Origin of the sequence: Paractinoplanes globisporus DSM 43857, from assembly GCF_000379645.1 — a bacterium.
GTDB classification, from domain to species: domain Bacteria; phylum Actinomycetota; class Actinomycetes; order Mycobacteriales; family Micromonosporaceae; genus Actinoplanes; species Actinoplanes globisporus.
Map to the genome: position 1 here is coordinate 95,480 of NZ_KB903339.1, position 26,629 is coordinate 122,108.

25 protein-coding genes are annotated in these 26,629 nt (G+C 72.0%); 7 read left to right on the plus strand and 18 right to left on the minus strand.

Features of this window, described 5'->3' with window-relative positions; all coding sequences use genetic code 11:
* Nucleotides 1-27: 27 nt before the first annotated feature.
* The 10 genes from A3CQ_RS0142535 to kdd all read right to left on the minus strand — a co-directional run bounded on the left by A3CQ_RS0142535 (nt 28) and on the right by kdd (nt 11,269).
* On the minus strand, nt 28-816 hold the full coding sequence (locus tag A3CQ_RS0142535) for a polyprenol monophosphomannose synthase (RefSeq protein WP_020517074.1): 789 nt from the start codon (nt 814-816) through the stop codon (nt 28-30).
* The gene (gene lnt / locus A3CQ_RS0142540) at nt 813-2,465 is read right to left on the minus strand and encodes an apolipoprotein N-acyltransferase (RefSeq protein WP_020517075.1); all 1,653 of its coding nucleotides are present in this window, start codon (nt 2,463-2,465) and stop codon (nt 813-815) included. Before lnt ends, A3CQ_RS0142535 begins: the two co-directional genes overlap by 4 nt.
* Nucleotides 2,466-2,926: 461 nt before the next feature.
* A complete protein-coding gene (locus tag A3CQ_RS0142545; protein ID WP_020517076.1) occupies nt 2,927-4,192 on the minus strand; it encodes a glutamate mutase L in 1,266 nt (421 codons plus the stop codon).
* A complete protein-coding gene (kal, locus tag A3CQ_RS0142550) occupies nt 4,189-4,554 on the minus strand; it encodes a 3-aminobutyryl-CoA ammonia lyase (protein WP_020517077.1) in 366 nt (121 codons plus the stop codon). The genes A3CQ_RS0142545 and kal overlap by 4 nt, the downstream gene beginning before the upstream one ends.
* Nucleotides 4,551-5,285, minus strand: coding sequence for a lysine 5,6-aminomutase subunit beta (gene kamE / locus A3CQ_RS0142555; protein ID WP_020517078.1), 735 nt, complete (start codon nt 5,283-5,285; stop codon nt 4,551-4,553). Before kamE ends, kal begins: the two co-directional genes overlap by 4 nt.
* Complete coding sequence (locus A3CQ_RS0142560; protein ID WP_084699470.1) at nt 5,282-5,860, minus strand: RloB family protein; 579 nt, start codon at nt 5,858-5,860, stop codon at nt 5,282-5,284. Before A3CQ_RS0142560 ends, kamE begins: the two co-directional genes overlap by 4 nt.
* Nucleotides 5,847-7,049 (minus strand): AAA family ATPase, encoded by a 1,203-nt coding sequence (locus A3CQ_RS0142565; RefSeq protein WP_020517080.1) that lies wholly within the window; start codon nt 7,047-7,049, stop codon nt 5,847-5,849. Before A3CQ_RS0142565 ends, A3CQ_RS0142560 begins: the two co-directional genes overlap by 14 nt.
* Nucleotides 7,050-7,118: 69 nt before the next feature.
* Nucleotides 7,119-8,678, minus strand: a complete 1,560-nt coding sequence (kamD, locus tag A3CQ_RS0142570) for a lysine 5,6-aminomutase subunit alpha (protein WP_020517081.1) — start codon at nt 8,676-8,678, stop codon at nt 7,119-7,121.
* Nucleotides 8,679-8,690: 12 nt separating this feature from the next.
* On the minus strand, nt 8,691-10,229 hold the full coding sequence (locus A3CQ_RS0142575) for an amidohydrolase (protein ID WP_020517082.1): 1,539 nt from the start codon (nt 10,227-10,229) through the stop codon (nt 8,691-8,693).
* A gap of 5 nt (nt 10,230-10,234) precedes the next feature.
* Nucleotides 10,235-11,269, minus strand: a complete 1,035-nt coding sequence (gene kdd, locus A3CQ_RS0142580; RefSeq protein ID WP_084699471.1) for an L-erythro-3,5-diaminohexanoate dehydrogenase — start codon at nt 11,267-11,269, stop codon at nt 10,235-10,237.
* Between the two features lie 130 nt (nt 11,270-11,399).
* Between kdd and A3CQ_RS0142585 the strand changes: the two genes are divergently transcribed.
* Nucleotides 11,400-12,758, plus strand: coding sequence for a KamA family radical SAM protein (locus A3CQ_RS0142585; protein WP_020517084.1), 1,359 nt, complete (start codon nt 11,400-11,402; stop codon nt 12,756-12,758).
* Between the two features lie 88 nt (nt 12,759-12,846).
* On the opposite strand, the gene A3CQ_RS0142590 is transcribed toward A3CQ_RS0142585, so the two are convergent.
* Nucleotides 12,847-13,038 carry a CsbD family protein gene (locus tag A3CQ_RS0142590; protein ID WP_020517085.1) on the minus strand — a complete coding sequence of 64 codons (192 nt, stop codon included), beginning with the start codon at nt 13,036-13,038 and terminating at the stop codon, nt 12,847-12,849.
* Nucleotides 13,039-13,125: 87 nt separating this feature from the next.
* On the opposite strand from A3CQ_RS0142590, the gene A3CQ_RS0142595 reads away from it, so the two are divergent.
* Nucleotides 13,126-13,860, plus strand: coding sequence for a class I SAM-dependent methyltransferase (locus A3CQ_RS0142595; RefSeq protein WP_020517086.1), 735 nt, complete (start codon nt 13,126-13,128; stop codon nt 13,858-13,860).
* Here the strand turns inward: A3CQ_RS0142595 and A3CQ_RS0142600 are convergent.
* From A3CQ_RS0142600 to A3CQ_RS0142610, 3 genes are all read right to left on the minus strand, one after another.
* Nucleotides 13,851-15,623, minus strand: coding sequence for an ATP-binding cassette domain-containing protein (locus A3CQ_RS0142600; RefSeq protein ID WP_157296993.1), 1,773 nt, complete (start codon nt 15,621-15,623; stop codon nt 13,851-13,853). The genes A3CQ_RS0142595 and A3CQ_RS0142600 overlap by 10 nt on opposite strands.
* Nucleotides 15,620-17,341 (minus strand): ATP-binding cassette domain-containing protein, encoded by a 1,722-nt coding sequence (locus A3CQ_RS56005; RefSeq protein ID WP_169516360.1) that lies wholly within the window; start codon nt 17,339-17,341, stop codon nt 15,620-15,622. The genes A3CQ_RS0142600 and A3CQ_RS56005 overlap by 4 nt, the downstream gene beginning before the upstream one ends.
* A gap of 736 nt (nt 17,342-18,077) precedes the next feature.
* Nucleotides 18,078-18,566, minus strand: a complete 489-nt coding sequence (locus A3CQ_RS0142610) for an Lrp/AsnC family transcriptional regulator (RefSeq protein WP_020517089.1) — start codon at nt 18,564-18,566, stop codon at nt 18,078-18,080.
* Nucleotides 18,567-18,688: 122 nt separating this feature from the next.
* On the opposite strand from A3CQ_RS0142610, the gene A3CQ_RS56010 reads away from it, so the two are divergent.
* Nucleotides 18,689-19,225 (plus strand): hypothetical protein, encoded by a 537-nt coding sequence (locus A3CQ_RS56010; protein WP_020517090.1) that lies wholly within the window; start codon nt 18,689-18,691, stop codon nt 19,223-19,225.
* Between the two features lie 9 nt (nt 19,226-19,234).
* On the opposite strand, the gene A3CQ_RS0142620 is transcribed toward A3CQ_RS56010, so the two are convergent.
* Entirely contained in the window at nt 19,235-19,780 is a 546-nt protein-coding gene (locus A3CQ_RS0142620; protein WP_211216787.1) for a TetR/AcrR family transcriptional regulator, read from the minus strand.
* A gap of 50 nt (nt 19,781-19,830) precedes the next feature.
* Here A3CQ_RS0142620 and A3CQ_RS0142625 point away from each other — a divergent pair, with 50 nt between their 5' ends.
* The gene (locus tag A3CQ_RS0142625; RefSeq protein ID WP_020517092.1) at nt 19,831-20,316 is read left to right on the plus strand and encodes a GNAT family N-acetyltransferase; all 486 of its coding nucleotides are present in this window, start codon (nt 19,831-19,833) and stop codon (nt 20,314-20,316) included.
* Between the two features lie 4 nt (nt 20,317-20,320).
* Nucleotides 20,321-21,310: a glutaminase A gene (glsA, locus tag A3CQ_RS0142630; protein ID WP_020517093.1), complete on the plus strand. Its 990-nt coding sequence runs from the start codon at nt 20,321-20,323 to the stop codon at nt 21,308-21,310.
* On the opposite strand, the gene A3CQ_RS0142635 is transcribed toward glsA, so the two are convergent.
* Nucleotides 21,307-22,230, minus strand: coding sequence for a 5'-3' exonuclease (locus tag A3CQ_RS0142635; RefSeq protein WP_020517094.1), 924 nt, complete (start codon nt 22,228-22,230; stop codon nt 21,307-21,309). The genes glsA and A3CQ_RS0142635 overlap by 4 nt on opposite strands.
* Before the next feature lie 40 nt (nt 22,231-22,270).
* Between A3CQ_RS0142635 and A3CQ_RS0142640 the strand changes: the two genes are divergently transcribed.
* Nucleotides 22,271-23,251: a zinc-binding alcohol dehydrogenase family protein gene (locus tag A3CQ_RS0142640; protein ID WP_020517095.1), complete on the plus strand. Its 981-nt coding sequence runs from the start codon at nt 22,271-22,273 to the stop codon at nt 23,249-23,251.
* A 20-nt stretch (nt 23,252-23,271) separates the two neighbouring features.
* Nucleotides 23,272-24,411 carry an acyl-CoA dehydrogenase family protein gene (locus A3CQ_RS0142645; protein WP_020517096.1) on the plus strand — a complete coding sequence of 380 codons (1,140 nt, stop codon included), beginning with the start codon at nt 23,272-23,274 and terminating at the stop codon, nt 24,409-24,411.
* 3 nt (nt 24,412-24,414) lie between these two features.
* Here the strand turns inward: A3CQ_RS0142645 and A3CQ_RS0142650 are convergent, their stop codons facing one another.
* Both A3CQ_RS0142650 and A3CQ_RS0142655 read right to left on the minus strand, forming a co-directional pair.
* Complete coding sequence (locus tag A3CQ_RS0142650; RefSeq protein ID WP_020517097.1) at nt 24,415-25,401, minus strand: TolB-like translocation protein; 987 nt, start codon at nt 25,399-25,401, stop codon at nt 24,415-24,417.
* On the minus strand, nt 25,398-26,627 hold the full coding sequence (locus A3CQ_RS0142655; RefSeq protein WP_245577603.1) for an MFS transporter: 1,230 nt from the start codon (nt 26,625-26,627) through the stop codon (nt 25,398-25,400). Before A3CQ_RS0142655 ends, A3CQ_RS0142650 begins: the two co-directional genes overlap by 4 nt.
* Nucleotides 26,628-26,629: the final 2 nt, after the last annotated feature.

Consider the following 26,629-nt stretch of genomic DNA (forward strand, 5'->3'; position numbering starts at 1 on the left):
CGTCCAGCATGACACGGTGGCGCCCGGTCACGGCCAGGTCGAACCCTGGCGCTGCTTGCGGCCGAGCAGCTTGAGCAGGCCGTCGCGGCGTGACTGCACCCCCCACGCGGTGACCCTGAGCAGCTGTTCCTTGAAGATGTTGCCGCTCATCTTGCTGACGCCGTGTTCGCGCTCGGTGAACGTGATGGGCACCTCGGTCATCCGGAAACCGTGCTTGAACGACCGCCAGGCGAGCTCGACCTGGAAGGAGTACCCGGTCGAGGCGACGGTCTCCACATTGATCGCGTCGAGCACCGGCATCCGGTACGCGCGGTAGCCGCCGGTCGCGTCGCGGAACGGCATGCCCAGCGCCATCCGGATGTAGATGTTGCCGCCGCGGGAGAGCAGCAGCCGGTGCGCCGGCCAGTTGTGGACGCTGCCGCCCTGGATGTACCGGGTGCCGAGGACCGCGTCGTGGTCGTGGAGCGCGTCGAGCAGCAGCGGCAGCTCCTCGGGGGCGTGCGAGCCGTCCGCGTCCATCTCGACGACCGCGTCGTACCCCTTGTCCTTGGCCCAGGCGAAGCCGGCCTTGTACGCGGCGCCGAGGCCCTCCTTGCCCGCCCGGTGCAGCACGAAGATGTGGTCGTCGGCCAGCGCGAGCTCGTCGGCGATCGTCCCGGTGCCGTCGGGCGAGTTGTCGTCGGTCACGAGAATGTCCACGGCGGGCACGGCGGCGCGGACCCGGCCGGTGATCATGCGGATGTTGTCCGCCTCGTTGTAGGTCGGGACGACCACCAGCACCCGTCCCACTCCCGGGTACCCCTCCGCCTCGCTCACCGTGCCTCCGCCTTTTCCGCACCGTCGTCGGTTTTCTCGCGCCGGCCGCGCCGTAGCACAAACGCGCCGGCCAGGGCTGCAACCGCCAGAGCGACGGCCGCAATCTCGGGCAAGACACCCAAGCGAGTCGCCAGCGTACGCGACGAACCCAGGTGCATGGCACGCACCTTCACCGCCTTGGTGTTGAAGCCGGTCTCCTTGTGGACGTTGCCGTAGACGTCGACAAATCCCGAGACGCCGACCGTCGAGATCATCAGCGAGTCGCGGCCGTGCTCGACCGCGCGCAGCCGCACCATCGCCATCTGCTGCTTGGCCTCGGCGGCATTGAAGGTCGCGTTGTTGGTCTGCACGGCGAGGACCTGGGCGCCGCCGGTGACCGTGTCCCGGACGATCGAGTCGTACGCGACCTCAAAGCAGATCACGTCGCCGAGGGTGAGCGGCCCGGTCTTCAGCACGCCGGGCTCGGTGCCGGCCAGCATGTTCTTGACCAGATCCACCTTGTCGGAGACGAGCTTCGCGATCGAGCGCAGCGGCATGTACTCGGCGAACGGGACGGGGTGCCGTTTCACGTACTGCTGGGTGGGGTCGGGGCCGGCGCCGGGGACCCAGAGCAGGCCGGCGTTCTTGATGTCGGCCGGGTTGTTGGTGCGCAGGACGGCGCCGACCAGGATCGGGGCGCCGATGGCGTCGGCGGCCGCCGAGATCTCGCTGGCCGCGTCCTGGTTGCGCAGCGGGTCGATGTCGCTGGAGTTCTCGGGCCAGACGACCAGGTCGGGCTGCGGCTGCTTGCCGGCCTTCACGTCGTCGGCCAGCGCGAGGGTGGCCTTCACATGGTTGTCGAGCACGGCCCGGCGCTGCTCGTTGAACTCGAGGCCGAGGCGGGGCACGTTGCCCTGGACGATCGCGACGGTCTTGGTGGGGCCGCTCTCGTCGCCGACCGGCAGGGCGCGCGGCAGGATGACCAGCGCGAAGGCGATCACCAGGAGCGCGATCACCGGCTCGCGCCACGGCCTGCGCCAGTTCAGCCCCGGGACGATCTGCCAGAAGCGCCAGGACGGGAGCAGAAGGTAGACGCCGGCCAGGGCGCCGGCGGCTGCGGCCACGGCGAAGGTCACGGCCGGGGCTCCGCCGTACGCGGCGAACCGCAGCGCGGGCGCGTCGGCCTGGCTGAACGCGAGCCGCCCCCACGGGAACCCGCCGAACGGCGCCCGGTCGCGCACCGCCTCCTGGGTGACCCAGAGCAGGCCGAGCAGCGGCGGCCACAGCAGTCCCCGGTAGCGGTCGAGAAGCGGGCGCAGCCAGGCCGTCGCGAGGCCGGTGAGCCCGAAGAAGACGGCCTCGGCGGTGGACAGCAGAGCCCACGGCAGCCAGCCCGCCGCGAAGCTCGTCCAGTGCAGCAGCGGGTAGAACAGCACCGCGCCGGCCAGGAAGCCGAGCCCGAAACCGGCCCGCAGCCGCCGCCGGTGGGTCGCGACGGCCAGCAGCGCCACCCCGGCGATCGCGAGCGGCCACAGATCGAACGGCGGAAGGGCGAGCAGCAGCGCCAGGCCGGCGGCGACCGAGAGGATCAGGGCCGGCCTCAACGGCACCGGCGCGGGCGGCCCGGCGGGCACCCTGGCCTGCGGCGCGACCGGGGGCTGCAGCGTCATTTCCACGCGCGGAAGGCTACCGGTCCATGCTGGGAACCGGGAACGCGGGAACACCAGGTGAAAAGGAAGAGGCGCGACCGCAGCCGCGCCTCCTGTGCTCCCTTGACTCCCGGGCACGACCGGTGGGTCAGCAGGACGTCGCGTACGCCTTCGGACCGACGCGCCGCGGACTGGCTGCCCTCGTCGTGCCGTTGTCTACTGGCGCCGTTTCGACCCCCTGCCCCACCGACGGTGCAATCGGTCAACTGCCGCCCCGCCGACCCCCACCCACTGGACCTGGCTGAACGCGCGACCCCTGCGAGGACTGCGGCCAGTGGGAGGAGGAACGAAGTAGACAACGATCGCTTGCCGTGCTCAGGACCTGAAGACGGTACGTCCGGCCCCCGGCCGCCTGTCAACCGCCTGTCCCGCGCTTGGGCGTGTCGTGTTCCTCGGCGTGTCATGTCCCGTACCCGATCGAGTTACAGCGTGTTCAACAGACATACCGCGGCGTCACGATGATCGATGGCCAGCAGGCCCGCCGCGGCGAGCACGTAGCGCTCGTCGACGACCGTCCGCGCGCCGGTCGGGGCGGCCCAGCCGCCGGCCGTGTCGGCCAGCACCGCTTCCAGCACATATCGGCCGCCACCGTGCCGCAACACCCCGCCCGAGCCGACCACCAGGCGGACCTCCCGCAGGTCACGGCCTCCCGTGCGTGGCCGGCCGGGACCCGGAGAGTGACCGCGGGCATGCCGCCGCAGCGCCACGACGGCCGCCGCGGCGGCCAGAGATCGATCACTCTCCGGCGTCGGCGGTTGTCCGCCATCCGGAAGTGCCAATTTCTCGGCTGTGGCAGCGGCCACAGTTCCGGGCGCACCGACTGCAACACCCAGGTCACCCTCCACGGTCCGGGCGCGCCAGAGGGTGCCGGCGACATCGCGGCGGGGGCCGGTCTCCAGCTCGGCGTCGGGCACCAGCGCCGAGTACACGTCGGTGGTCGCCCCGCCCACGTCCACCACCAGGACGCCCTTGCCGGTCAGGTCGGCGAGCAGCTCGACCCCGGCGAGCACGGCGTCGGGCGTCGCGGCCCGGACAAGCGAGGCGAACCGCCCACCCCGGGACAGTTTCTTGCCGCCGATCACGTGCCGCAGGAACACGTCCCGGATGGCCGCCCGGGCGGGGCCGGGGTCGAGCACCCCGATCCTGGGCAGAACATTCGATGTCACCGTGACCGATATGCCCCGGTCTTCCAGAACGGCGGCGGCATCCGTGCGAGCCTCGGCGTTTCCGGCCAGCACGACCGGCACCCGCAGGCGGGAGGTCGCCAGGCGCCGGGCGTTGTGCAGCAGAACGGACGAATCACCCCCGTCCGTGCCACCCACCAGCAAAATCACATCCGGGCGGGACTCCCGCAAAGCGGTCACCGCCCGGCCGTCGAGATTCCCACTGGCCACGTGTACGACCTGAGCACCGGCCGACAGACCGACGCGGTGCCCCGCCTCGGCGGTCACCAGGGACTCGTAGCCGACCACCGCCAGTCGCAGACCACCGCCCGCCGAACTGCAGACGTACAGCTGATCGGTCGGGGAACCGCCGACGAGCGCGACGGCGGCATCGAGGCCTTGGAGCACGTCGCTCGCGGAGGTGGTCGGGACCTCGGCCCGCCCGGTCATCTCCCCGGTCCCGAGATCGACCCGGCAGGCTTTCGTGTACGTGGACCCGACGTCGACGCAGACCGCCGCGGTCATGCCTTCGGCGGCACGACCACCGTGCCCGTGGCCGTCACCGCCACGATCGGCTCGTCGAGCACCGCGGCCGACGACCCCCCGGTCCCGCGGCAGACGACCTTGGACTCGAACGCGATCTTCCGGGAGCGGGTGCCCATCTTGATCACCGTGGCCGTGATCTCGAGGACGTCGCCGGCCTGCACGGGCGCCTTGAACTGCACGTCGTCGTAGGAGGCGAACAGCCCCTCGTCCCCGTCCAGCTGGATGCACACCTCGGTGGCGACATCGCCGAAAAGCCCGAGGGAGTACGCCCCGTCCACGAGGTTCCCGGCGTAATGGGCGTGCGAGTACGGGACGTACCGGCGGTGCGTGACGGTGATCAATGTGAGCTCCCGACAAGGGCGTGGACGAGGTAGGAGGCGACCTCGCGCGGGGTCGTGCCGCGGCCGAAGATCCGGTCGACGCCGAGCTCGCCGGCCATGAGCTCGTCGAACCGCGGCCCGCCGACGATCAGCAAAGGACGCCGGCCCTCCGGCAGCGCCTCCCGGAACGCCGCCGACATGGCCCGGGTGTTCTGCAGGTGCGCGTCGCGCTGGGTGACCACCTGGGAGACCAGCACCGCGTCGGCCTTCTGCGCGCGCGCCGTCTCGACCAGGTCGGGCACCGACACCTGTGCGCCCATGTTGGTCACCGCGACCTCCCGGTACGACTCCAGGCCCTTCTCCCCCGCGATGCCCTTGAGGTTGAGGATCGCGTCGATGCCGACCGTGTGCGCGTCGGTCCCGATGCACGCGCCGACCACGTTGAGCCGGCGGCGCAGCCCCCGCTTGATGACCGCGTTGACCTCCTTGGCCGACAGCAGCGGAAAGTCCCGCTCGACGACCTGCACCTTCTCGGTGTCGACCAGGTGCCCGACCTTGCCGTACACGACGAAGAACGTGAACCCGTCCCCCATCTGCTTGGCGTGCACGAGCATCGCCGGATCCATCCCCATCTTGGCGGCGAGCTGCAGCGCGGCCCCCTCGGCCCGCTTGTCGTGCGGGACCGGCAGCGTGAACGACAGCTGCACCATCCCGTCCCCGGTCGTGTCCCCGTAGGGCCGAATGATCGTCATTGCTTCTCCAGTACGGCGCCGACCAGCCGCCAGACGCCGGTCGAGGGATTGCGGGTGTGATCGTCGCCGAGCTTCTCGGCCCGGTGGAGCGCCTCGTCCAGGCCGGCGGCGAAGTCACCGAACCGCAGGCGGGTCTTGTCGTACTGCGGCAGGTGCTTCCGCAGCCGGGCGTGGACCTCGCGGCAGCCGGCGCAATGCGCGGCGCAGTCCTCGTGGTGCAGCAACAGCCACAGCTCGAAGCACGGGTTGGAGACGGCCAGCTTGATGTCGTCGCCGGCCAGGGCGACGGCGGCCGTCACCTTGCCACCGTCCCGCTCATAGTGGTCGACGTCGGTCACACACCACACCTCGTCGTATTCGCCGAGCGTGAAGGTCGCGCGCGTGTACTCGACCAACCGGTCCGGCGCCGCGGCCTTCTCGACGATCTTCATCGTCACGGCACCGAGCCGATCATGGGTACGGAGCCCCTTCAAGTAGGCGGTTTCGGTTCGGTCGGCGCCGATCACGATGAGCACGGCGCGCCGCTCTGGAAGGATCGACCCAGGGCGGCCGAGCGTGGACTTACGCCGAAGCATCGGCGCGCTCCCTCCGAGCCTCCAGCAAGGAATCCACGGCCGAGTCCTCGAAGATCACGGGGACGGCGCCGTAGCTTCCGAGCAGATACCGACGCTCGCGGTTCTCGCCCTTGCGTGGATGGAAATCCGACAGCGCGTAGAGGCGCGAGGTGCCGTCCTTCTTCTCGACGAACCAGATCTCGTCGCGGCGCAGCAGATCCTCGCCGAGACAGGTCCCCAGCAGGGTGGCATCGTGCGTGGTGAACAGCAGTTGCGCACCGTTGGCGTTGGTCTCGCCGTTGCGGAAGAGTTCGACGAGACGCGGGGTCAGCCGCGAGTGCAGGCTGGAGTCGATCTCGTCGAGGATCATCAGCGAACCGTGTTTCAGCGCCTCCAGGGCGTAGAAGAGCAGCTCCGCCCAGGCCAGGGTGCCCTCGGACTGGTCGGCGAGTTCGAGCCACACGCCACCGGGCTCGTGCCGGAACCGGACGATCGGCACCCGGCCGAACAATGGTTCCTCAACCGAGATGTCGCTGATGCCGAAGTCGGCGGTGCGGAGGAGATGGACGAATTCCGGGTACACCTTGTGGGCGCCGGCGATCAGCACGGACAGGTGGTCATGCCGGACCGACGGGATCCCCATCCTGGTCACGTGCATCTGCTGCAGGTTGAACCACCGGTACACCGGCTTGACCTCGGCCTGGTTGGCCTGCGACGCGACGCTCAGCAGCAGGGCGTTGTCGCGCATCAGCCCGCGCAGGATCTCGGCCCGGCTCCGGCGCTCCGGCACGGTGGAGCCCAGCTCCAGCTCCTGCCCGTTACGCTCGAATATCACCCGCTCCCGGCCGTGCGGATAGGTGTGCAGCCACTCCTCCTGCACCGCCTCGCTCGTGACCGAGAAGCCGTAGACCCACTGCACGCCATCGAGGACCAAGTCGGCGACGAAGCTGGACGGCTGGCTCTCGTCGTCGTCCAAGCGGTATCGGACGCGCGGGATCCCGGAGTCGGCCTCCCACACCCGGAACGACTCCCGCACCGCGCTCTGCATCCACCGCAGAGCGTCGAGCAGGTTGGACTTCCCGGAGGCGTTGGCCCCGAACACGGCCGCGACCGGCACCACAGGTCGCTCCTTGTCGTAGGCCGGCATCAACTGGAGCTCTTGCTCGTCGCGGAACGAGCGGTGGTTGGCGACGCGGAAGCTACGCAGCACTGGTGCCTCCGGCGAAAGACTGAGGCGTCATCTTGCAAGTAAACCGCAAGATCGGCCTTCTGCCCTTCATCACCGGGCCTCCAGGGCTTCTGTGACCGGATTGAAGTACGTCTCCTCGTGCTTCGCGACGCCGTCGAGGCCCTTGCCGCGGTCGGCGGGGCGTCTCATGATGCCGAAGGTGCCGTCGGCGATGGCGTTCAGCAGGGTGTCGTCGACGATCTTCTCGAGCAGGTCGACGGCCTCGCCCAGGACCTGGTGTGCGCGTTGCTGGATGAAGCCGCCGGGGGCCGGCACGAAGTCCTCGTGCAGGTTGCCGGCGCCGTTGAGCACGTAGCGCACGTTCTGCAGGGCGATGTCGCGGTCGGACAGCCACGGGGTCACCACGGCCTCGGTCATCATGCCGACCAGGAGAATTCCCTGGCCGGTGAGCGTGCCGGCCAGGTTGAAGAAGCCGTCGAGCAGGTTGCCGCGGAAGACGTCGCCGGTCATGTGCTTGGTCGGCGGCATCCACTTGAGCGGCGCGGCCGGGAACAGCTCCCGGGCGAGCAGCGCGTGCGCCAGCTCCAGCCGGAACGATTCCGGCAGGTCCGGGTTGATCTCGAAGGCGTGCCCGATGCCCAGCTGCCAGTCGGCCAGGCCCGCCTCATGGGCGAAGTACTCGTTGAGCAGCTGCGACACCGTGACCGTGTGGGCGGCCTCGACCGCGTCGGCCGTGGTCAGGTAGTTGTCCTCGCCGGTGTTGATGATGATGCCGGCGCGGGCGTGCACCTGGCGGCTGAACCGCTGGTCGACGAAGGTGCGGATCGGGTTGATGTCGCGGAACAGGATCCCGTACATCGAGTCGTTGAGCATCATGTCGAGCCGTTCGAGGCCGGCCAGCGCCGCGATCTCCGGCATGCACAGCCCGGACGCGTAGTTGGTCAGCCGCACGTACCGGCCGACCTCCTTCGACGTCTCGTCGAGCGCCGCCCGCATGAGCCGGAAGTTCTCCTGCGTCGCGTACGTCCCGGCGAAGCCCTCCCGGGTGGCGCCCTCGGGCACGTAGTCCAGCAGCGACTGCCCGGTCGAGCGGATCACCGCGATGACGTCCGCCCCGGCCCGGGCCGCGGCCTGCGCCTGCGGGATGTCCTCGTAGATGTCCCCGGTCGCGACGATCAGATAGATCCACGGGCGCTGCGCCGGATCCCCGAACCGCTTGATCAGCCGGTCCCGCTCAGCGCGGCGCTTGTCGACCAGCCGCAGGCCGTCGCCGGTCGCCCTTTTCGCGGCCCGCCGGGCCGTGAGGGCTTCCGCTTTCTTCGCCGGTACGCCGAAGCGCACGGAACCGGCGGCGGCCTTCTGCGCCAGCACCGTGATGTCGTCGACGCCCTCCCGGTGCATCGCGTGGAACACGGGCAGGGCCACGCCGTGCCCGAGTCCCACGTCGGCCACGACCGCGTCGACGAGCCGGTTGACCCAGGGGATGCCGTCGGAGTCGGCGCCGCGGACCCCGGCCAGCCGCAGCACCGCCCGCTCCACCGACACCGTCGTGTGCGACCGGGCCAGGTCGACGACGGGCCGGCCCGCCTTCTCGGCGAGCCGCCGCGCCGTGCGCACGACCCTCTGATCCAGGTTCAGCTTCCCGGTCACATCTCTGCCCTTCTACCCCTCGAAGATCGTTTCGCCGGCCAGGACCGTGCGCCGGCACACCGGGCGCGGCGGCGCCACGCCGTCCACGTCCGGCAGCAGCACCGGCAGGCCGCCGGAGACGCCGCCGGGCGTCTCCCACACCGCGAACGTGGCCCGCTTGCCCGGCGCCAGCACGCCGGCGTCGTCGACCCGGGCCGCCCGCCAGCCGCCGCGGCTGGACGCCGCGAAGGCGGACCGGATGGTCATCCGGTGCACCGGATTGGTCGGGGCGGCCGCGGCCACCACCACCGCCCACGGGTCGAGCGCGGTCACCGGCGAGTCCGACCCGAACGCGAGCGGCACCCCGGTGGCGTGCATCGTGCCGATCGGGTTGCTGGCCAGGGCCCGGTCCCGGCCGAGGCGCTGGGCGTACATGCGGCCGGTGCCGCCCCACAGCGCGTCGAAGACCGGCTGGACCGACGCGGTCACCCCGAACTCGACCATCCGGGCGATCATCGGCTTGTCGATGAGCTCGACGTGCTCGACCCGGTGCCCGGCCGCCCGGACCTCGTCGACGCCGGCCTGCTTGGCGGCCAGCGCGAACCCGTCGAGGACCGCCTCGATCGCGGCGTCGCCGATCGCGTGGAAGCCGCCCTGCACGCCTGCCCGCATGCAGTCGAGCAGGTGCTCGGCGGCCTGCTCGGCGGTCACGAACGCCTCCCCGGCGCCGTGGTCGCCGTCGTGGTACGGGTGGCGCAGCGAGGCCGTGCGGGAGCCGAGCGCGCCGTCCGCGTACAGGTCGCCGGCCGCCCCGATCGCGCCCAGGTCGCGGGCCCGCTCGGCGCCGCCCAGCTCGCCCCAGTAGCCGTACACGAGCGGCAGGCCCTCCCCGGAGAGCGCGAGCACGGACGCGAAGTCGGCCTCGCTGGAGGTGCCCGGCCCGCCGCACTCGTGCACGGCGGCGATGCCCATCGACGCGGCCCGGGTCAGGGCGGTGCGCTGGGCCGCCGTCCGCTGCGCCGGGGTCAGGGCGCCCAGCGCGACGGCGCGTACGGCATGGTGGGCCTGCTCACGCACCCAGCCGGAGGCGTCGAAACCGGGCGTGCCCTCGGCCGCCGGAAGCAGCGAGGCCGACACCAGGGCCGAGTGGACGGAGGCCTGCGACAGATAGACCCGGCGTCCGCCGGCCGCCCTCTCCAGCTCGCCGGCCGTCGGCGGCGTCTGGTCGGCCCAGGTCGACTCGTCCCAGCCGTGCCCGTGCACCACACCGTCGGCCGGGCGGGTGCTCGCGAACGCCGCGACCCGATCGAGCAGCGCGGCGGCCGAGCGCACCGTTGTCAGGTCGAGGCCGTCGAAGGCGAGACCGGTGTCGGTGGCGTGCAGGTGCGCGTCGACGAACGCGGGGGTGACCAGCAGTCCGCCGAGGTCCACGCGCCGGTCGGCGGCGGGAGCGTCGGCGGCGTCGCCCAGCCAGGCGATCCGGCCGTCGCGGACCAGCATGGCGGTGGCCCGCGGGTCGGCGGCGGAGTAGAAGCGGCCGTGGGTGAAAAGAACCGAGGGGTGCTCTGTCATAGGCGTCAGTGTCCCGCGACGCGTGCCTCGAACAGTCGCCGGACCGCCGGGACACGGCGGAGCAGATCGACCGCGAACTCGGCGTGCCCGGGCAGGTACCCGTTGCCGATCAGCATCGTGACGTCGGCGGCGAGGCCCTCGGCGCCCAGGGCGGCGGCCGGGAAGCTGGTGGCCATCGAGAAGAAGATCACTGTGCCGCCGGGGGCGGTGGACAGGATCGCGCCGTGCTCGCAGCCGGGGACGTCCACGCAGACGACCGTGATCGTGGCCGGCCCGCCGAGAGCCTCGGTGACCTGGCGCGAGACCTCGACCGGATCGCGGGCATCGGCGACCGCCACGGCATCGGCCAGCCCCGCGTCGCGGACACGTCCGGCTTCGTCGTCATTCACCACCACGGCGGCCGTACGGGCTCCGGCCAGGCGCGCGGCGGTGAGCGAGAGCGAGCCGCTCTTGCCGGCGCCGCCGAGAACCGCGACCGTCACCTCCTCGCCCTCGTAGTCGCGGACCACGCGGTCGGTCAGGGCGGGAGCGCCGCAGACGTCGTAGACGGCCAGCGCCAGCTCGGGGGCGAGGTCGGCGGGCAGGACGGCGGCCACCGAGCGGCCGAACAGGATCGCGGTGCCCCGCGCGGGCACCTGCTCGGACTTGCCGTCCCAGCTCGCGAGGCCGTCGGTGATCCGGAGCGGGGTCAGGGTGAGCGAGACGAGCGTGGCCACCCGGTCGCCCGGCTTGAGCGGCAGCGGTGATTCGGAGCCGACCTCCTCGACGACGCCGATCAGCATGCCGCCGGAGCCGGTGACCGGGTTGTGCATCTTGCCCCGGGTCGCCACGATCTCGAGCACCTCGGCGCGGATCGCGTCGCCGTCGCCCTCGTGTTTGGTCGCGAGCTGCCGATAGCTGGCGGCGTCGAGGTTGAGCCGCTCGACCGCGATGCGCACCTCGTCGGCCGCGATCTCGGGGCGCGCGTCGAGCCGCCACGCCGCCTGCGGGAGCACTCCCGCGGGCTCGAGGACCCGGTCCAGGCCCACAGAAGCCGACATCTACCCCACCTCCACCAGAAATCAAGGGCTTGTAGCGCCGTCCTACCGTAAATCCTCCGGACTCACGGTTTCTAGACGAAAAATTATCCAGTACGTTGGTCCAGTCCGCGCATCCACCCGGGAGGCACCGATGACCGTTGCGACCGGTCAGCCCTACGACTACCAGCGACGGCCCCTGGTCGAGCCCGACTGGACCAGGTTCCCCGGATGGCGGGACGTCACGGCGGCGCAGTGGGAGTCCGCCCAGTGGCAGCGGGTCAACTGCGTCAAGAACATCAAGCAGCTGCGCGCGCTCATGGGCGACCTGCTCGACGATCGGTTCTACGACGACCTGCTCGACGACCAGCAGCACCAGGCGACCATGTCGATGCTGATCCCGCCGCAGATGCTCAACACCATGGTGCCCGGCCAGACCCCCGACACGGAGTCGTTCTACGCCGACCCTGTCCGGCGTTACATGATCCCGGTGGCCTCCGACCGTGACCCGGTCTGGCCGTCACACCCGCACGCGACCCGCGACTCGCTGCACGAGCACGACATGTGGGTCGCCGAGGGGCTCACCCACCGGTACCCGACGAAGGTCCTCGCCGAGCTGCTGTCGACCTGCCCGCAGTACTGCGGCCACTGCACCCGGATGGACCTGGTCGGCAACAGCACGCCCACGGTCGACAAGCTGCGCCTGTCGCTCAAGCCCGTCGACCGGTACGAGGCGCACCTGACCTACCTGAAGGCGCACCCCGGCGTGCGGGACGTGGTGGTGTCCGGCGGCGACGTGGCGAACGTGCCGTGGAAGCAGCTCGAGACGTACCTCATGGGGATCCTGTCGGTGCCCACCGTGCGCGACATCCGGCTGGCCACCAAGGCCCTGATGGGCTTGCCCCAGCACTGGCTGCAGCCCGACGTCGTCGAGGGCATGCAGCGGGTGGCGATCACCGCGTCGCGGCGCGGGGTCAACCTGGCCGTGCACACCCACGTCAACCACGTGAACTCGCTGACCCCGCTGGTCGCGAAGGCCACCCAGACCATGCTCGAGGTCGGCGTGCGGGACGTGCGCAACCAGGGCGTGCTGATGCGCGGCGTCAACGCGACCACGGAAGACCTGCTCGACCTGTGCTTCGGGCTGCAGGGCGAGGCCGGCATCCTGCCGTACTACTTCTACATGTGCGACATGATCCCCAACGCCGAGCACTGGCGGGTCCCGGTCTGGCACGCCCAGCAGCTGCAGCACGACATGATGGGCTACCTCCCCGGCTACGCGACCCCGCGCATCGTGTGCGACGTGCCGTTCGTCGGCAAGCGGTGGGTGCACATGCTCAACGAGTACGACCGCGAGCACGGCATCTCGTACTGGACCAAGAACTACCGCACGTCGATCGAGCGGGACGACGACGAGGCGCTGTCCAAGCTGTACGCGTACTACGACCCGATCGACACGCTGCCGCAGTCCGGCCAGGACTGGTGGCGCAAGCAGGAGGCCACTGCTGAATGAGGGGGTGTGAGAAGGCCCCGGGACGACATTGTCCCGGGGCCTTCTCATCCCTTACCGAGGGCCTGATCGGCCATCAGCGCGGGTCGGCTCAGTCGAGCGCGTCGCGCGCGTCCCGGCCGGCGTCCTTGACATGCTCGGCGGCCTTGCGAGCCTCGGCGGCCCTCTCCTGGGCCTCGCCCTTGGCCACCATGCTCTCGTTGTCGGTGGCACGGCCGACGGTCTGCTTGGCCTTGCCGGACAGCTCTTCGGCCTCGTTCCGGACCTTGTCGGTGAAGCTCATCGGCTCAACCCTCCTTGGTTGTCATCCAACAAGGAAGTGCCCAGGAGACGGGGTCTGAAACATCCGCGGCGTCCTAGGATCTTGGCCGTGGACAACCACGATCACTCCGCGAACGCCAACTCCTTCGGGCGCGCCGCCGAGATCTACGAGCGGGGCCGGCCCGGTTACCCGGCCGCCGCCCTCGACTGGCTGCTGCCCGCCGGCCGCCCCCGGGTCGTCGACCTGGGCGCCGGCACCGGCAAGCTCACCCGCCAGATCCGGGCCCGCGGGCTCGAGGTCACCGCGGTCGACCCGTCCGAGCGGATGCTCGCCCAGCTCACGCTGTCGGTGCCCGGCGTGCCGGTGCTGATCGGGTCGGCCGAGCGGATCCCGATGCCCGAGGACTCGGCCGACGTCGTGCTGGTCGCGCAGGCGTGGCACTGGGTGGACCCGGCCCGCGCCGTCCCCGAGGTGGCCCGGATCCTCTCCCCCGGCGGGCGGCTGGGCCTGGTGTGGAACCTGCGCGACGAGACCGTGCCGTGGGTCCGCCGGCTCGGCGAGATCATCGGCTCCGAGGAACGCGACCGGCAGACCACCGTGGGCGCGCCGTTCGGGCCGGTCGAGATCGAGTACTTCCGCTGGTCGACGACGCTGGGGCCGGAACGGCTCCTCGACCTGGTCGCCTCCCGCAGCGCGATCATCCTGCTGCCGGCCGACGAGCGGGCGGCGGTGCTCTCCGAGGTGCGCAAGCTGGTCGCGACCCACCCCGACCTGGTGGGACGCACCGAGTTCGAGCTGCCGTACGTCACCGAGTGCGCGCGGGCCGACCTGCCTCAGCGGTAGGCGCGCTCCTGCAGGTGGTAGAGCTCGGCGTACCCGCCGCCGGCCGCCATCAGGTCCGCGTGGCTGCCCTGCTCGGTGACCCGGCCGTCGTCCAGCACGACGATGTGGTCGGCCATGCGTACGGTCGTGAAGCGGTGCGAGACCAGGACCGTGACGGCGCCCCGCAGCCGGGCCGCGCGCACCTGGCCGACGAAATGCTCGAACATCTCCCGCTCGGCGAGCGGGTCGAGGGCGGCCGTCGGCTCGTCCAGCACCACGCACAGCGGCGGGAGATCGCCTCGCACCTCGCGCATCAGCGACCGGGCGACGGCCAGGCGCTGCCACTGGCCCAGGGACGGCTCGGGCCCGCCGAACTCGGCGCCCAGCTGCCCCTCGAGCCCGGTCAGCAGCGGTGCGCCCGCCCGCTCGATCGCCTCCCCCACCGCGGCGCCCTGCCGGACAAAACGGACTTGCCCGACACCGACGGTCTCGCGCAGCCGCAGCCGCAGCCTGGCGAAATCCTGATAAACACCGGAAAGCCGCGCCCTCCACATCTCGGGCGACAAATCCGACACGGGTACGCCGTCGACCGCGACCGACCCACCGGTCGGCGCGTAGAGCCCGGTGATCACCTTGATCAGGGTGGACTTGCCGGCCCCGTTCGCGCCCACGATCGCCACCGTGCTCCCGGCCGGCAGGCTCAGGGAGACGGACCGCAACGCGTCGTCCCCGGCCCCCGGATACCGGAAGCTCACCTCGTCGAGCGTGATCCCCTCGACCAGGGCCGCCGGGGGTGCCGCGCCCTCCGCCGAGAACGACTCCGCGTACCGCCGCAGCCACCAGTAGTGCGACACCGCGTGCCCGGCCTCCGCCGCGACCGCCATGCTGTCCAGCACCTGCCGCAGCTGACTCTGCAGCTGCGTGACCAGCGAAACGACCAGCACCGCGGTACCGACCGTGGCCGCCCCCGAGTGGATCAGATCCGCGACGATCACCATCGCCACGGCGAAACCGGCGGCGTAGACGGCCCAGGCCAGGCTGCGCCGGACCGCTCCCCGCAACTGGGCCGCGGCCTCCTGCCGAGCGGCCTGATCCCACAGCCGCCCCGCCTCCCGGCCGAGCTCCGCCCCACCGTCCGAAAGCATCACCTCCTTGGCCGGCTCCGGGGTGACACAGAGCTCGTGCAGCCGGGTCGACCGGCGCAGCAGCGGCGTCCCCGCGTCCCGCGCATCCCGCAGCGCCCGGTCCGCCCACCGGTTGGCCAGCACCAGCGGCACCGCCAGCACGAGCAGCAGCACCAGCCACGGGCTCACCGACACGAGCAGCCCGACGGTGACCACCAGCCCGAGCACCGACACGACCGAGTCCAGCGCCGACCACGGCATCGCCGCGATCGCCCCCGAGCTGTCGAAGATCCGGTTCCACCGGTCGATGTGCGGCGCGTGCTCGAGGTGGGTGAGCGTCGGGATCGACGAGACCCGCCGCTGGATCTCCTCGGAGAGCCGGGCCCGCGTCCGCGCCACCAGAATGATCATCAGATTGCCGCGGATCCGGCCGGTCGCCGCCATGATCGCGTACGCGGCCGCGCCCACCACGACCGCGGCGACCACCCCGGCGACCCGGTGGGCGGCGCTGGAGTCGACGAGGGCGCGCTGGCTGAGCGCCATCGCCGCGATCACCGCCGCCTGGCCGACCGTCAGCCCGGCCAGGACCACCGCCGACCGCCGGCCGGACCGCAGCGTCTGCCGCGTCACGTGCCCGAGCAGCCGCAACCAGTCCCTCATGCCCGGAACGCCTCCGCCTGCGTCGTGAAGAACTCCGCGTAGCGGCCGCCCAGCGCCATCAGCGCGTCGTGATCTCCGTCCTCGGCCACCTGGCCGTCGTGCAGCACCACGATCCGGTCCGCGAACCGCACGGTCGACAGGCGGTGGGAGATGAGGATCGTCGTGGTGTCGCGCACCTGCGCCACCACCCGCTCGTGGAACGACGCCTCCGCCCGCACGTCGAGGTTGGCGGTCGGCTCGTCCAGCACCAGCAGCCGCCGGCCGGTGCCGACCGCGTACAACGCCCGCGCCAGCGCCACCCGCTGCCACTGGCCGCCGGAGAGATCCGTACCGGCCTCGCCCTCCCGCCACAGCAGCGTGTCCAGGTCCGCGGGCAGTTCGTCGCCGCCCGCCTGTCGCAGCGCCTCCCGCACATCGGCGTCGTCCCCGCCCGCGCCGCCGGTCACGTTCTCCCGCAGCGAGGCGGGATACCGTACGAAATCCTGAAAAAGCACGGTCGCGGCCGGCCGGCGCACTCCCGGTTCCACCCCGCCCACCGCGATGTGGCCGGACTCCGGCCGATAGAGCCCCGTCAGCAGCTTGACCAGCGTCGTCTTCCCCGCGCCGTTCTCGCCGACGACCGCCACGACCTCGCCCGGCGCGATGGTCAGGGTGAGCCCGTCCAGCACCGGCGCGACGGCCCCCGGATACCGGAAAACCACGTTCTCGAGGGTCACGCCCGGTGCCTCCGCCGCCGGCTCGCTGCCGGGTCGCGCTTGCTTGTTCCCGTACGCCTCGACGAGCGCGTCCGCGTCGGCGAGCCCCCGCAGGCCGTACTCGATGTCGTACGCCTCCATGCCCATCGCGCTGATCGCCAGCACCCCGAACCCGGCGAGCACATACGTGATGAGCCGCCCCGGCTCGAGCCGCCCATCGAGGACCGCCACGGCCGGCGCCGCCAGCACCGCGGCCCCCATGAGCAGCGAGCCGCCGACGATCGCCCACTGCCGGCGCAGCACCCCGAGCATCTCCCGCCAGACCGGCCCGTACGTCCGCACGGCCGCGGCCCGGAACCGGCCGGCGAACCAGTCGCTGAGCCCGTAGAGCCGCACGTCCTTGGCCGCGCCCATCACCGCCTGCGAGGCGACGTAGTACTCGTACCGCTGTCCCGCCGTGTCCGCGTCGAGCTTGTCGATGATCCGCATCCACTGCCGCCGCAGCACCGCCCGCATGCCAAGCGCCGCCGCGAGCAGCACGACGGCGAGTACGACCGAGAACGTCGCGAGCACCGCCGCCGCCGCGACCGCACTGATCACCCGGAACACGAGCTCGAGCTGCCCCACGGCCGCGTTCCCCGCTGACCGCTCCCGCGCGATCCCCATTCCCGGGTCCACCGCCCGCGCGAGCCGGTCCTGCACGTCGCCGCGCTCCAGCACATCCAGCCCGGGCAACCCGAGCGCCAGCTCCCGCATCCGCGCCCGCAGCCCGCCGTCGATCCGCTTGACCACCAGCGTCCGCACCGGCGTGATCATCAGCCAGGCCACCTGATCGACCAGCACGAGCCCCGCCACGACGATGGCGGCCTCCGCCGCCGCGCGCACTCCCCCGTCCTGGAAAAGAGCCGTGACCAGCCGTCCCACCGCCACCGCCGTCAGGGCCGGCATGACCGCCCGCACCCCTTGCAGCAGCGCCAGCACCAGCCCGCCGCCCCGGCCCGGCAACAGCCGCAACAACCGCACCCGACCAGCAAACATCGACACCCCCGAAAGCCGACCGCGCCCGATCCTAAGCGGACACCCCCGCCCAACGCGAAGCACTATTCGCCCAGCGGCTTCCCACTCGGGGCCGCCGCGTGCCGACGCTTTGCCCGCTCCCCGCGCCGCCGCGTGCCGGCGCTTGCCCGCCGCCGCGTCGCTGCCACCGGCGCTTGCCCGCCGCCGCGTCGCTGCCTACCGGCGCTTGCCCGCCGCCGCGCAAGGTTGAAGACGTCGTGTTCGAGCCGAACACTTTCTCCACAAGATCTGACGGCGGCCGCCGAACGAGGATGACCTCCCGCGCGCTGCGAACACGCAGTCTTCAGCCTTCGGCGCGCGGCCGACGAGCGAGATCCACCCGGGCCTCTCGCGTTCCCGACATCAGGGGCATATCGGCCACCGGGACGGGCCCCCGCCCACAGCCGCAACCCGGCACACACCCGGGCCCTGGCAAGCCCACCTTCGCCACCCCGAGCGGGCCGGCGCTGGTAAGCCTCTCCACCCTGCAAGGCCGGCCGGCCGCGGGGGTTGCGTCAGCCGAATCCGCCACGCACCGGCCAGGTCACCAAGTCGGCCGGCACTGGCCTCGCCCGGCGCCGACTGGCCCTCGTCGCCCCGCTCGGCCGCGCGCCGGGAGTGGTCCTCGTGTTCGGCTCTCGGGCGGCCTGGCCCGTTGGCGGTGGCGGGGCGCACTTCCGCTCGGGCGTCCTAGGATGCTAGGTCAGTGGCTCGGGCTTGGGGGTGGTGTCGGAGGGTCGGGCTTGGGGGTGGACAGCCGGGGTGGGCGGTTCTCGTAGGGGGTGGAGAGGACGACCGTGGTGCGGGTGGTGACGTTCGCGGCGGTGCGGATCTCTTGTAGCAGGCGTTCCAGGTCGGCGGGGCTGGCGACGCGGACCAGGAGGAGGTAGAAGTCCTCGCCGGCGACCGAGTAGCAGGAGTCGATCTCGGCCAGGTGGGCCAGGCGCTCGGGGGCGTCGTCGGGCTGGGACGGGTCGAACGGGCGGATCGCCACAAAGGCGGTCAGCGGCAGCTCGAGCGCCTCGTAGGAGACGCGGGCCGTGTAGCCCGAGATGACGCCGCGCTGCTCGAGACGCCGGACCCGCTGGTGCACGGCCGAGACGCTGAGGCCCACGCGCTCGGCTAGGTCGGTGTACGACAGGCGCCCGTCCACGGTCAGGGCGCCCACGATCGCCCGGTCGATCTCTTCCACGGCAGAAACATTACTTGGCCCGCCAACACCATTTCCCGGCCGTCATATCGAACGCGCGCCAAAGCACGGATGGCACGTTCGGACCATCGACGAGGGCTTATCGCGGGGCGCATCCTCTGGCGATGTCGGCGCGCAGCGAGGAACCGTCGTGGCGGCTGCCCGATCAGGCCGAGGCCGGCCCGGAGAGGCGGCGGGTCAAGCCCGTGCACGCCCTGGTGGCCAGCCTGGTCGCGCTGGCGCTGCTCTGTTGCGGCGGGGCGGCGGCGCTCGGGGCGTTCACCGGCGGTGGCGGCAAGCAGCCGGGGGCGGCCGCGGGCACCTCGCAGCCGTCCGCCTCGCCCGAAACCGGCATTTCCGACGCGACCGAGAAGGCCACCCCGGCGATCAAGAAGGCCACCACAGCAGCCAAGCCGAGAGCGACCAGTTCCAGGCCGAAACCGAAGCCCACCACCCGGAAGCCGACCCCGGCGACCCCGGCGCCGACCACCAGGACGCCCAGCCCGGCCCCGACGCCCACGACCACCGCGCCGCCGGGGCCGATCGTGCGCGCGGGGGCGTTCTGCGCGCCGGAAGGGGCCATCGGCTACACGGCCAAGGGCAAGAAGATGCGCTGCACCCGCCGGGACGGGGAGGCCCGCGCCCGCTGGCGAGCCGCCTGACGGCCGTGGTCAGAGAGACGTGAGCTGCCGATGAACGGCGGCGGTCGTGCGGGCCACGTCGCCGGTGGCCAGCAGGTCCAGCAGGGCGCCGCGGAGGACGGCCAGGGCCGCCGTGCGTGCGGTGAGCGCCGGCGGCGTGTCGCGTACCGACGAAGGTTGGGCCTGGGCGAGAACCGCCAGCCAGTCGGCGACCGTGGTGGCGGCGAAGGACGACCACGGCCCGGACTCGTCGACCAGGCTTCTCGCGTACGCCTCGACCCAGAGGCGCAGCAGCGGGCGGTGAGCCTCGGCCGAGAGCCATTGCCAGACGGCCTCGGTCGCGGCGGGCAGGCCGGCGTCGGCCGGGAGCGCCCGCAGCAGGCCGAGCTCCTCGGAGCGCGCCCGGTCGAGCAGCGCCTTGACCAGGCCGTCCTTGCTCCCGAAGAGGAACAGCAGCACGCGCGGGCTCGACCCGATCTCTGCCGCCAGCGGGCGTAGCGACAGGTCCGTGATGCCGTGGGTGCGGACGTAGGCGTACGCCAGCTCCAGCAACTCCCCTCGCCGACCCTCCGCCACGGCCGCTATTATGCCAACTGAAACGACTGTTTCAGTGAAGAGGCGGAGGGATGGAGATGATTCGGGAGCTCGGACAGCCCGGCGACCTCGGCTGGGTGATCAAGGCACACGGCGAGATGTACGCGGCGGAGTACGGCTGGGACACCACGTTCGAGGCGCTCGTGGCGCGGATCGTGGCGGACTACGCCCAAGACCGCGACCCGGCCCGGGAGAACGCCTGGATCGCCGAGGTCGACGGCGAGCGCGCCGGCTGCGTGTTCTGCGTCGACGGCCGCGAGGACGACACCGCGGTGCTGCGGATCCTGCTGGTCGATCCGGCGGCGCGCGGCCACGGCGTCGGCGGCGAGCTGGTCGACACGTGCGTCGAGTTCGCGCGGAAGGCCGGCTACCAGCGGATGCGCCTGTGGACCAACGATCCCCTCGTCGCGGCCCGGCGGGTCTACCTCAAGCGCGGGTTCCGGCTCACCGCCGAGGAACCGCACCACAGCTTCGGCGCCGACCTGATCGGGCAGACGTACGAGCTGGATCTACGCTGATCACATGGACGAGGACGCCGGGTACGTCTCGACCGGCCGGCTGCCCGACGCCCGGATGGTCCGCCGCGGTCTCGACGAGGCCTACGAGCGCTTCCGCACCGAGGACGCCGGATCGCCCTCGACGCTCTACCCGGCCCTCGCGCGGGTGCCGGCCCACCTGTTCGGCCTGTGCGCGGCCGGCGTCGGCGGCGGGATCTACGCGGCCGGCGACGCCGATCACGGGTTCACGCTGATGAGCGTGGCCAAGCCGTTCGTGTTCGCGCTGGTCTGCGAGGCGCTCGGGGCCGGCGAGATGCGCCGCCGGCTGGGCGCCAACGCGACGGGGCTGCCGTTCAACTCGGCCACCGCCGTCGAGAAGTCCCCGGACGGGCGTACCAATCCGATGGTCAACGCCGGCGCGATCGGCACCGTGAGCCTCGCGCCGGGCGGCGACGTCGAGGCCAAGTGGAAGTTCGTCCAGGAGGGGCTGTCCCGCTTCGCGGGCCGCGAGCTGCCCATCGACGAGGAGGTCTTCCCCTCGGCCGCGTCGACCAACCACCGCAACCGGGCCCTGGCCAACCTTCTTCAGACGTACGGGTTCCTCGGCTGCGATCCGGCGGAGGCGGTCGACCTGTACACGCGGCAGAGCTGCCTGCGCGTCACGGCCACCGACCTCGCGGTCATGGGAGCGACCCTGGCCAACGGCGGCGTGAACCCGCGCACCGGCGAGCGCCTGGTCGGGCCCGCCGCCTGCCACCACACCCTCGCCGTGATGGCGACCGCCGGCCTCTACGAGACGTCCGGGGACTGGCTCTACGACGTGGGCGTCCCGGGGAAGAGCGGCATCGGCGGCGGCATCATCGTGGTCTCCCCCGGCAAGGGCGGGCTGGCCGCTTTCTCCCCACCCCTGGACGCGTACGGGAACAGCGTGCGCGGCCAGCTCGCGGCGGCCTTCCTCTCGCGGCGGCTGGGGTTGACGCTGTTCGCATCCAAACCGGAGGAGCAGGACGGCTAGGCCGCGACCCCGCTCAGCGCGTCCACCAGGCGGCGCGCCGAACCGGCCAGGTTCCACCGCTCGGCCAGCGCCAGCAGCGCGTCCGCATCCTTCGGCGAGCGCGGCAGGGCCGGGTCGAACGACGGCAGCTTCACGTCGAGCGCGACGCGGCAGACCGGCAGCGCCTTGTCCAGGTACTCCCGGGAGTCGGCCAGCTTGGCGCGCAGCCCGGGCGCGAACCCGGCGTCGGGATCGTCGAGTGCCGCCAGGATGGATTCCACCCCGCCGTAGCGGCTGACCAGGCGCGCGGCCGTCTTCTCACCCACCCCCGCCACGCCGGGCAGACCGTCGCTGGGGTCCCCGCGCATGGCCGCGAAGTCGGCGTACCACCGCGCGGGCACCCCGTACTTGGCGAGAACCAGGGCGTTGTCGGCGTCCTCGAGCTTGGCCACGCCCCGGCCGCAGTACAGCAGCCGCGTGCCGCGCTCGTCGTCGACCAGCTGGAACAGGTCACGGTCGCCGGAGACCACCTCGACCGGGGCGGGCTGGGTCGCCGCGAGGGTGCCGAGCACGTCGTCCGCCTCGTACCCGTCGACGCCGAAGGCGGGAATCCCCACCGCCGCGAGCACCTCGAGCAGGATGGGGATCTGCCGCTCGAGGTTCGGCGGCACGACCTCGACGTCGCCATGGGCGACCCGATGCTTCTTGTACGAGGGCACCAGCGCGACCCGCCACGCCGGGCGCCAGCTGGCGTCGAGCGCGCAGACCAGGCGATCGGGCCGCCGGGTGCGGATCAGCTGAGCGATCATGTCGAGGAACCCGCGCACCGCGTTCACCGGCTCACCGGCGGCGGTCTGCGCCGCTTTCTCCGGAATGCCGTGGAAGGCACGGAAATAGAGGCTGGGCGCGTCGACGGCGAGCAGCGGCTGTGCGGTCACCACGCCACAATAGTCACCACCGAGGATCAAAGGAGGACACCCGATGCGCGCCGTCGTCCTCGACGCACCCGGGCCACCGGAGGCGCTCACGATCCGTGAGCTGCCCATCCCCGAGCCCGGGCCGGGCTGGGTGCTGATCGAGGTGCGGGCGGCCGGCCTCAACCGCTCGGAGCTGCACACCCGGCTCGGGCTGGCCGACGGCGTGGTCTTCCCCCGGGTGCTGGGCATCGAGGCGACCGGCGTGGTGGCCGCCGCCCCCGGCGGCGAGTTCGAACCGGGCACGCAGGTGATGACCATGATGGGCGGGATGGGCCGCACCTTCGACGGCGGCTACGCCGAGTACACGTGCGTGCCGGCCGGCCAGGTGATCCCGTTCCGCTCGGAGCTTCCGTGGGAGGTGCTGGGCGCGGTCCCGGAGATGCTGCAGACCGCGTACGGCAGTCTCACCGTGGGTCTCGACGCCCGGCCGGGGCAGTCCCTGCTGGTCCGGGGCGGTACGTCCTCGGTCGGGATGGCCACGACGGTCCTGGCCAAGCGCCGCGGCCTGACCGTGCTGGCCACGACCCGCGACCCGGCGAAGGCGCCGGCGCTCACCGAGGTCGGCGCCGACCACGTGCTGATCGACGACGGCGAGGTGGCCGCGCGGGCCCGCGAGCTCGTCCCCGGCGGCGTGGATCTGGCGCTGGAGCTGGTCGGCACGCCGACGCTGCCGGACACGCTGCGCGCGCTGCGGGTGCACGGGGTCTGCTGCTTCACCGGCATGCTGTCGAACCAGTGGCTGGTGCGGGACTTCTACCCGATCGGGTACCTGCCGCGCGGGGTGCGGCTCGCCGCCTACGGCGGTGAGGCCGACGACCTTCCGGCGGCGGTGCTCCAGGAGTTTCTCGACGCCGTCGCCGCGGGTACGGCGAAGGTGCCGCTCGCCCGGGTCCATCCGCTCGGCGAGATCGTCCAGGCGCACCGTGACCTGGAGGAAAGCCGGGTCGCCGGGAAGTTGGTCGTGTCGATGACACCGTCCACCTGAACGGTCGTTAAGATGGACTGGTGACGGTTGACCGGATCCTGCCGACGGAGGAGGCGTACGACCTCCTCGACCTGACCCGTGAGCTCGCCGACCGCGAGTTGGCCGCCAAGGCCGACGATCATGAGCGGCACGGCGTCTTTCCCCGTGAGACGATCCGCACGCTGGGACTCTCGGGCCTGCTCGGTCTGCCGTACCCGGAGGCCGACGGCGGCGCGGGTCAGCCCTACGAGGTGTACCTGCAGGTGCTGGAGATCCTCGCCGGGCGCTGGCTGGCCATCGCCGAGGCGGTCAGCGTGCACACGCTCTCCTGCTACCCGGTCTACGCGCACGGCACCGAGCGGCAGCGCAAACTGCTGCCCGACATGCTCGGGGGCGACCTGCTCGGGGCGTACGCCCTCTCGGAACCGCAAGGCGGCTCGGACGCCGCGGCCCTGCAGACCCGGGCGACCCACGACGGCGCCGGGTGGGTGGTGAACGGCACGAAGGCGTGGATCACGCACGCCGGGCACGCCGACTTCTACAACATCTTCTGCCGCACGGGCGGGCCCGGCGCCTCCGGCATCTCCTGCCTGCTCGCCGACGCCGGCACGCCCGGGCTGCTCCCGCAGAAACCCGAGCGCACGATGGGCCTGCGCTCGTCGGCGCCGGCCCAGATCGTGTTCGACGATCTCCACCTGGACGCCGATCGCCTGGTCGGGGCCGAGGGCGGCGGCTTCCGGATAGCGATGGAGGCGCTCGACGCCGGGCGGCTCGGCATCGCGGCCTGCGCGGTCGGGCTCGGGCAGGCGGCGGTCGACTACGCGGCGGCGTACGCGAGGGAGCGCGAGCAGTTCGGCAAGCCGATCGGGGACTTCCAGGGCGTCGGGTTCATGCTGGCCGACATGGCCACCCAGGTGTCGGCGGCCCGCGCGCTGGTGCTCGCGGCGGCCCGCCTCAAGGACGCCGGCCGGCCGTTCTCGATCGAGGCGGCGAAGGCCAAGCTGTTCGCCACCGACGCCGCGATGCGGGTGACCACCGACGCGGTGCAGGTGCTCGGCGGGTACGGCTACGTCAGCGACCACCCGGTCGAGCGCTGGTTCCGCGAGGCGAAGGTGCTGCAGATCGTCGAGGGCACCAACCAGATCCAGCGCCTGGTGATCAGCCGGTCGCTGGTGCGCTAGCGCCTAGTTCCAGAGCGCGGCCGGCGACTCCGCGTCCGGGATCAGCAGGGACGGCGCGCCCGAGCCGTCGGCCGGGACCGACCAGACGTCGGCGGCCTTGGCCGAGCGCCGGATCGCGTACATGACCGTGGCGTCGTCGAACCAGGCCGCCTGGTCGTCGACGCTGCGGGTCTCGGCCAGGTGGGTGCGGATCATCGTGGCCAGGTCCAGCACGGTCAGCCGCCAGCCCTTGCCGGGATCGCCGCCGATCGCCTCCTTGAACGCGATCTTCTTCCCGGACGGGGACAGCGAGGGGCATTCGACGTTTTCGGCCACGGTGCGGACGGTCTGGGCGGTCACGTCGCCGGAGATCAGGTAACGACGACCGGATGTGGACATCGTGGCGTAGAAGTGCGTGTCGTCGACGAACGTGACACCCCAGAAGTTGAGATCCACGGAACGGTAGGCGCGGCCGGAAACCGTGACCGCGTACGTCTCCAGGGTGTCGACGGTCTCGCCGGTCGCCGTGTTCAGCATGCCCACGCGCGTCGAGAACCTGCCGCCGTTGTAGCTGTCGCCGGTCACGAACACCGTCCAGGCCAGCACGTGCCCGCTCGGCGACACCCGCGCCCGGTTCGGCACCCCCACCAGCGGATACGTGTCCTTGATCCCCAAGTGGCCGTCCAGGACGGCGAGCTGGTAGGTGGCGAGCGGTCCATCAGGCCGCAAGCACACCGCGGCACTCGCGGCCGCGTAGACACGATCACAATCCAAGGCCGCTACCGTACGGGGACCAGAGCCGTTCCCGCGCGGTACGGTCGCGACCCGCCCATAGCTGGAGGCGGTCGTGCTGCGGAACAGCAACCGCTCCCCCGGGCTCGCGTCCACCGCCGCCGACGCGACCGCCGGGGCCGAGCCGCGGTGGCCCGCCACGACGACGTACGCGACCGCGGCCGCGATCAGCGCCAGCGACAGCCCGCCGGCCAGCAGGATCCGTGCGCGCAGGCTCATGCCGCCGCCTGCGCCGGAGTCTGCCGCGTGCGCAGGAACATGACGGCCGAGCCGGCCAGGGTCAGCGTCGCCGCCGCCACGGCCGCCCGGGTCGCGCCGGCCGCGCCCCACCATTGCCAGGCCAGGCCGAACAGCACCGACGACACCAGGTAGGCGACCGCCTGACCGGTCTGGATCAGGGCGAGTCCGGTGGTGCGCAGCTCCGGCGGCAGCAGCGGACCGGCGACGGCCATGAGCACGCCGTCCGTGGCCGCGTAGAACACCCCGTACAGCAGAAGGACCGTGACCAGCGCACCCCAGCCGGACCACGACGTCGCCAGAATGAGGTAGACGGCCAGCAGGGCGGCATAGCCGCCGAGGAAGACGCGGGTGCGGCCGGCGCGGTCGGCGAGCGCGCCGAGCGGCACCGCCATGATCAGGTACACCAGGCTCGTGCCCACCGCCAGCAGCGGGAACCAGCCGATCGCGATGTCCTCCCGGCGCTGGAGCAGCAGGTAGACGAAGCCGTCGCCGATCGCGGACAGGCCGAGAAGGATCGCGCCGAAAAGCAGGAGCCGCACCTTGCCCCGCTCGAGCAGCTTGGCGGCCTGACGGAGATTCACGACCTTTCCGGGTACGCGGACAGGACGGTCCCGGACGAACAGGACCAGCACCAGCACGCCGATCGCCGCGACGCAGCCGCTGACCACGAAGACCGCGTCGAACGCCTGGCCGGAAGCGGCGAGCACCCCGATGGCGACCAGCGGACCGGCGAACGCGCCGGCGCTGTCCATGGCCCGGTGCACGCCGAACGCCCGGCCCAGTCCCTCCTCCGGCATGGAGAGGGTGATCATCGCGTCCCGTGGGGCGGTGCGCAGGCCCTTGCCGGCCCGGTCGGCGACGATCGCGGCGCCGATGCCGGCCGGCGAGCCGCCGGCCAGCAGGAGGCCGGCCTTGGCCACGGCGGAGATGCCGTAACCGAGGCCGGCGACGAGCTTGCGCCGCTGCACCTTGTCGGCGATGTAGCCGCCGGCCAGGCGCAGCAGCGCGGTCGCCCCGGTGTAGAGCCCGTCGACCAGGCCGTAGACGGCCGGTCCGAGGCCCAGGCCGACCACCAGGTACAGCGGGAGGATCGCCGAGACCATCTCGCTGGACACGTCGGTGACCAGGCTGACCGTGCCGAGAGCCAGGACATTGGCGGCAATTTTCGTCGCTTTTGTCCGGTCAAGTGTCGCGGGACGCTCCACCG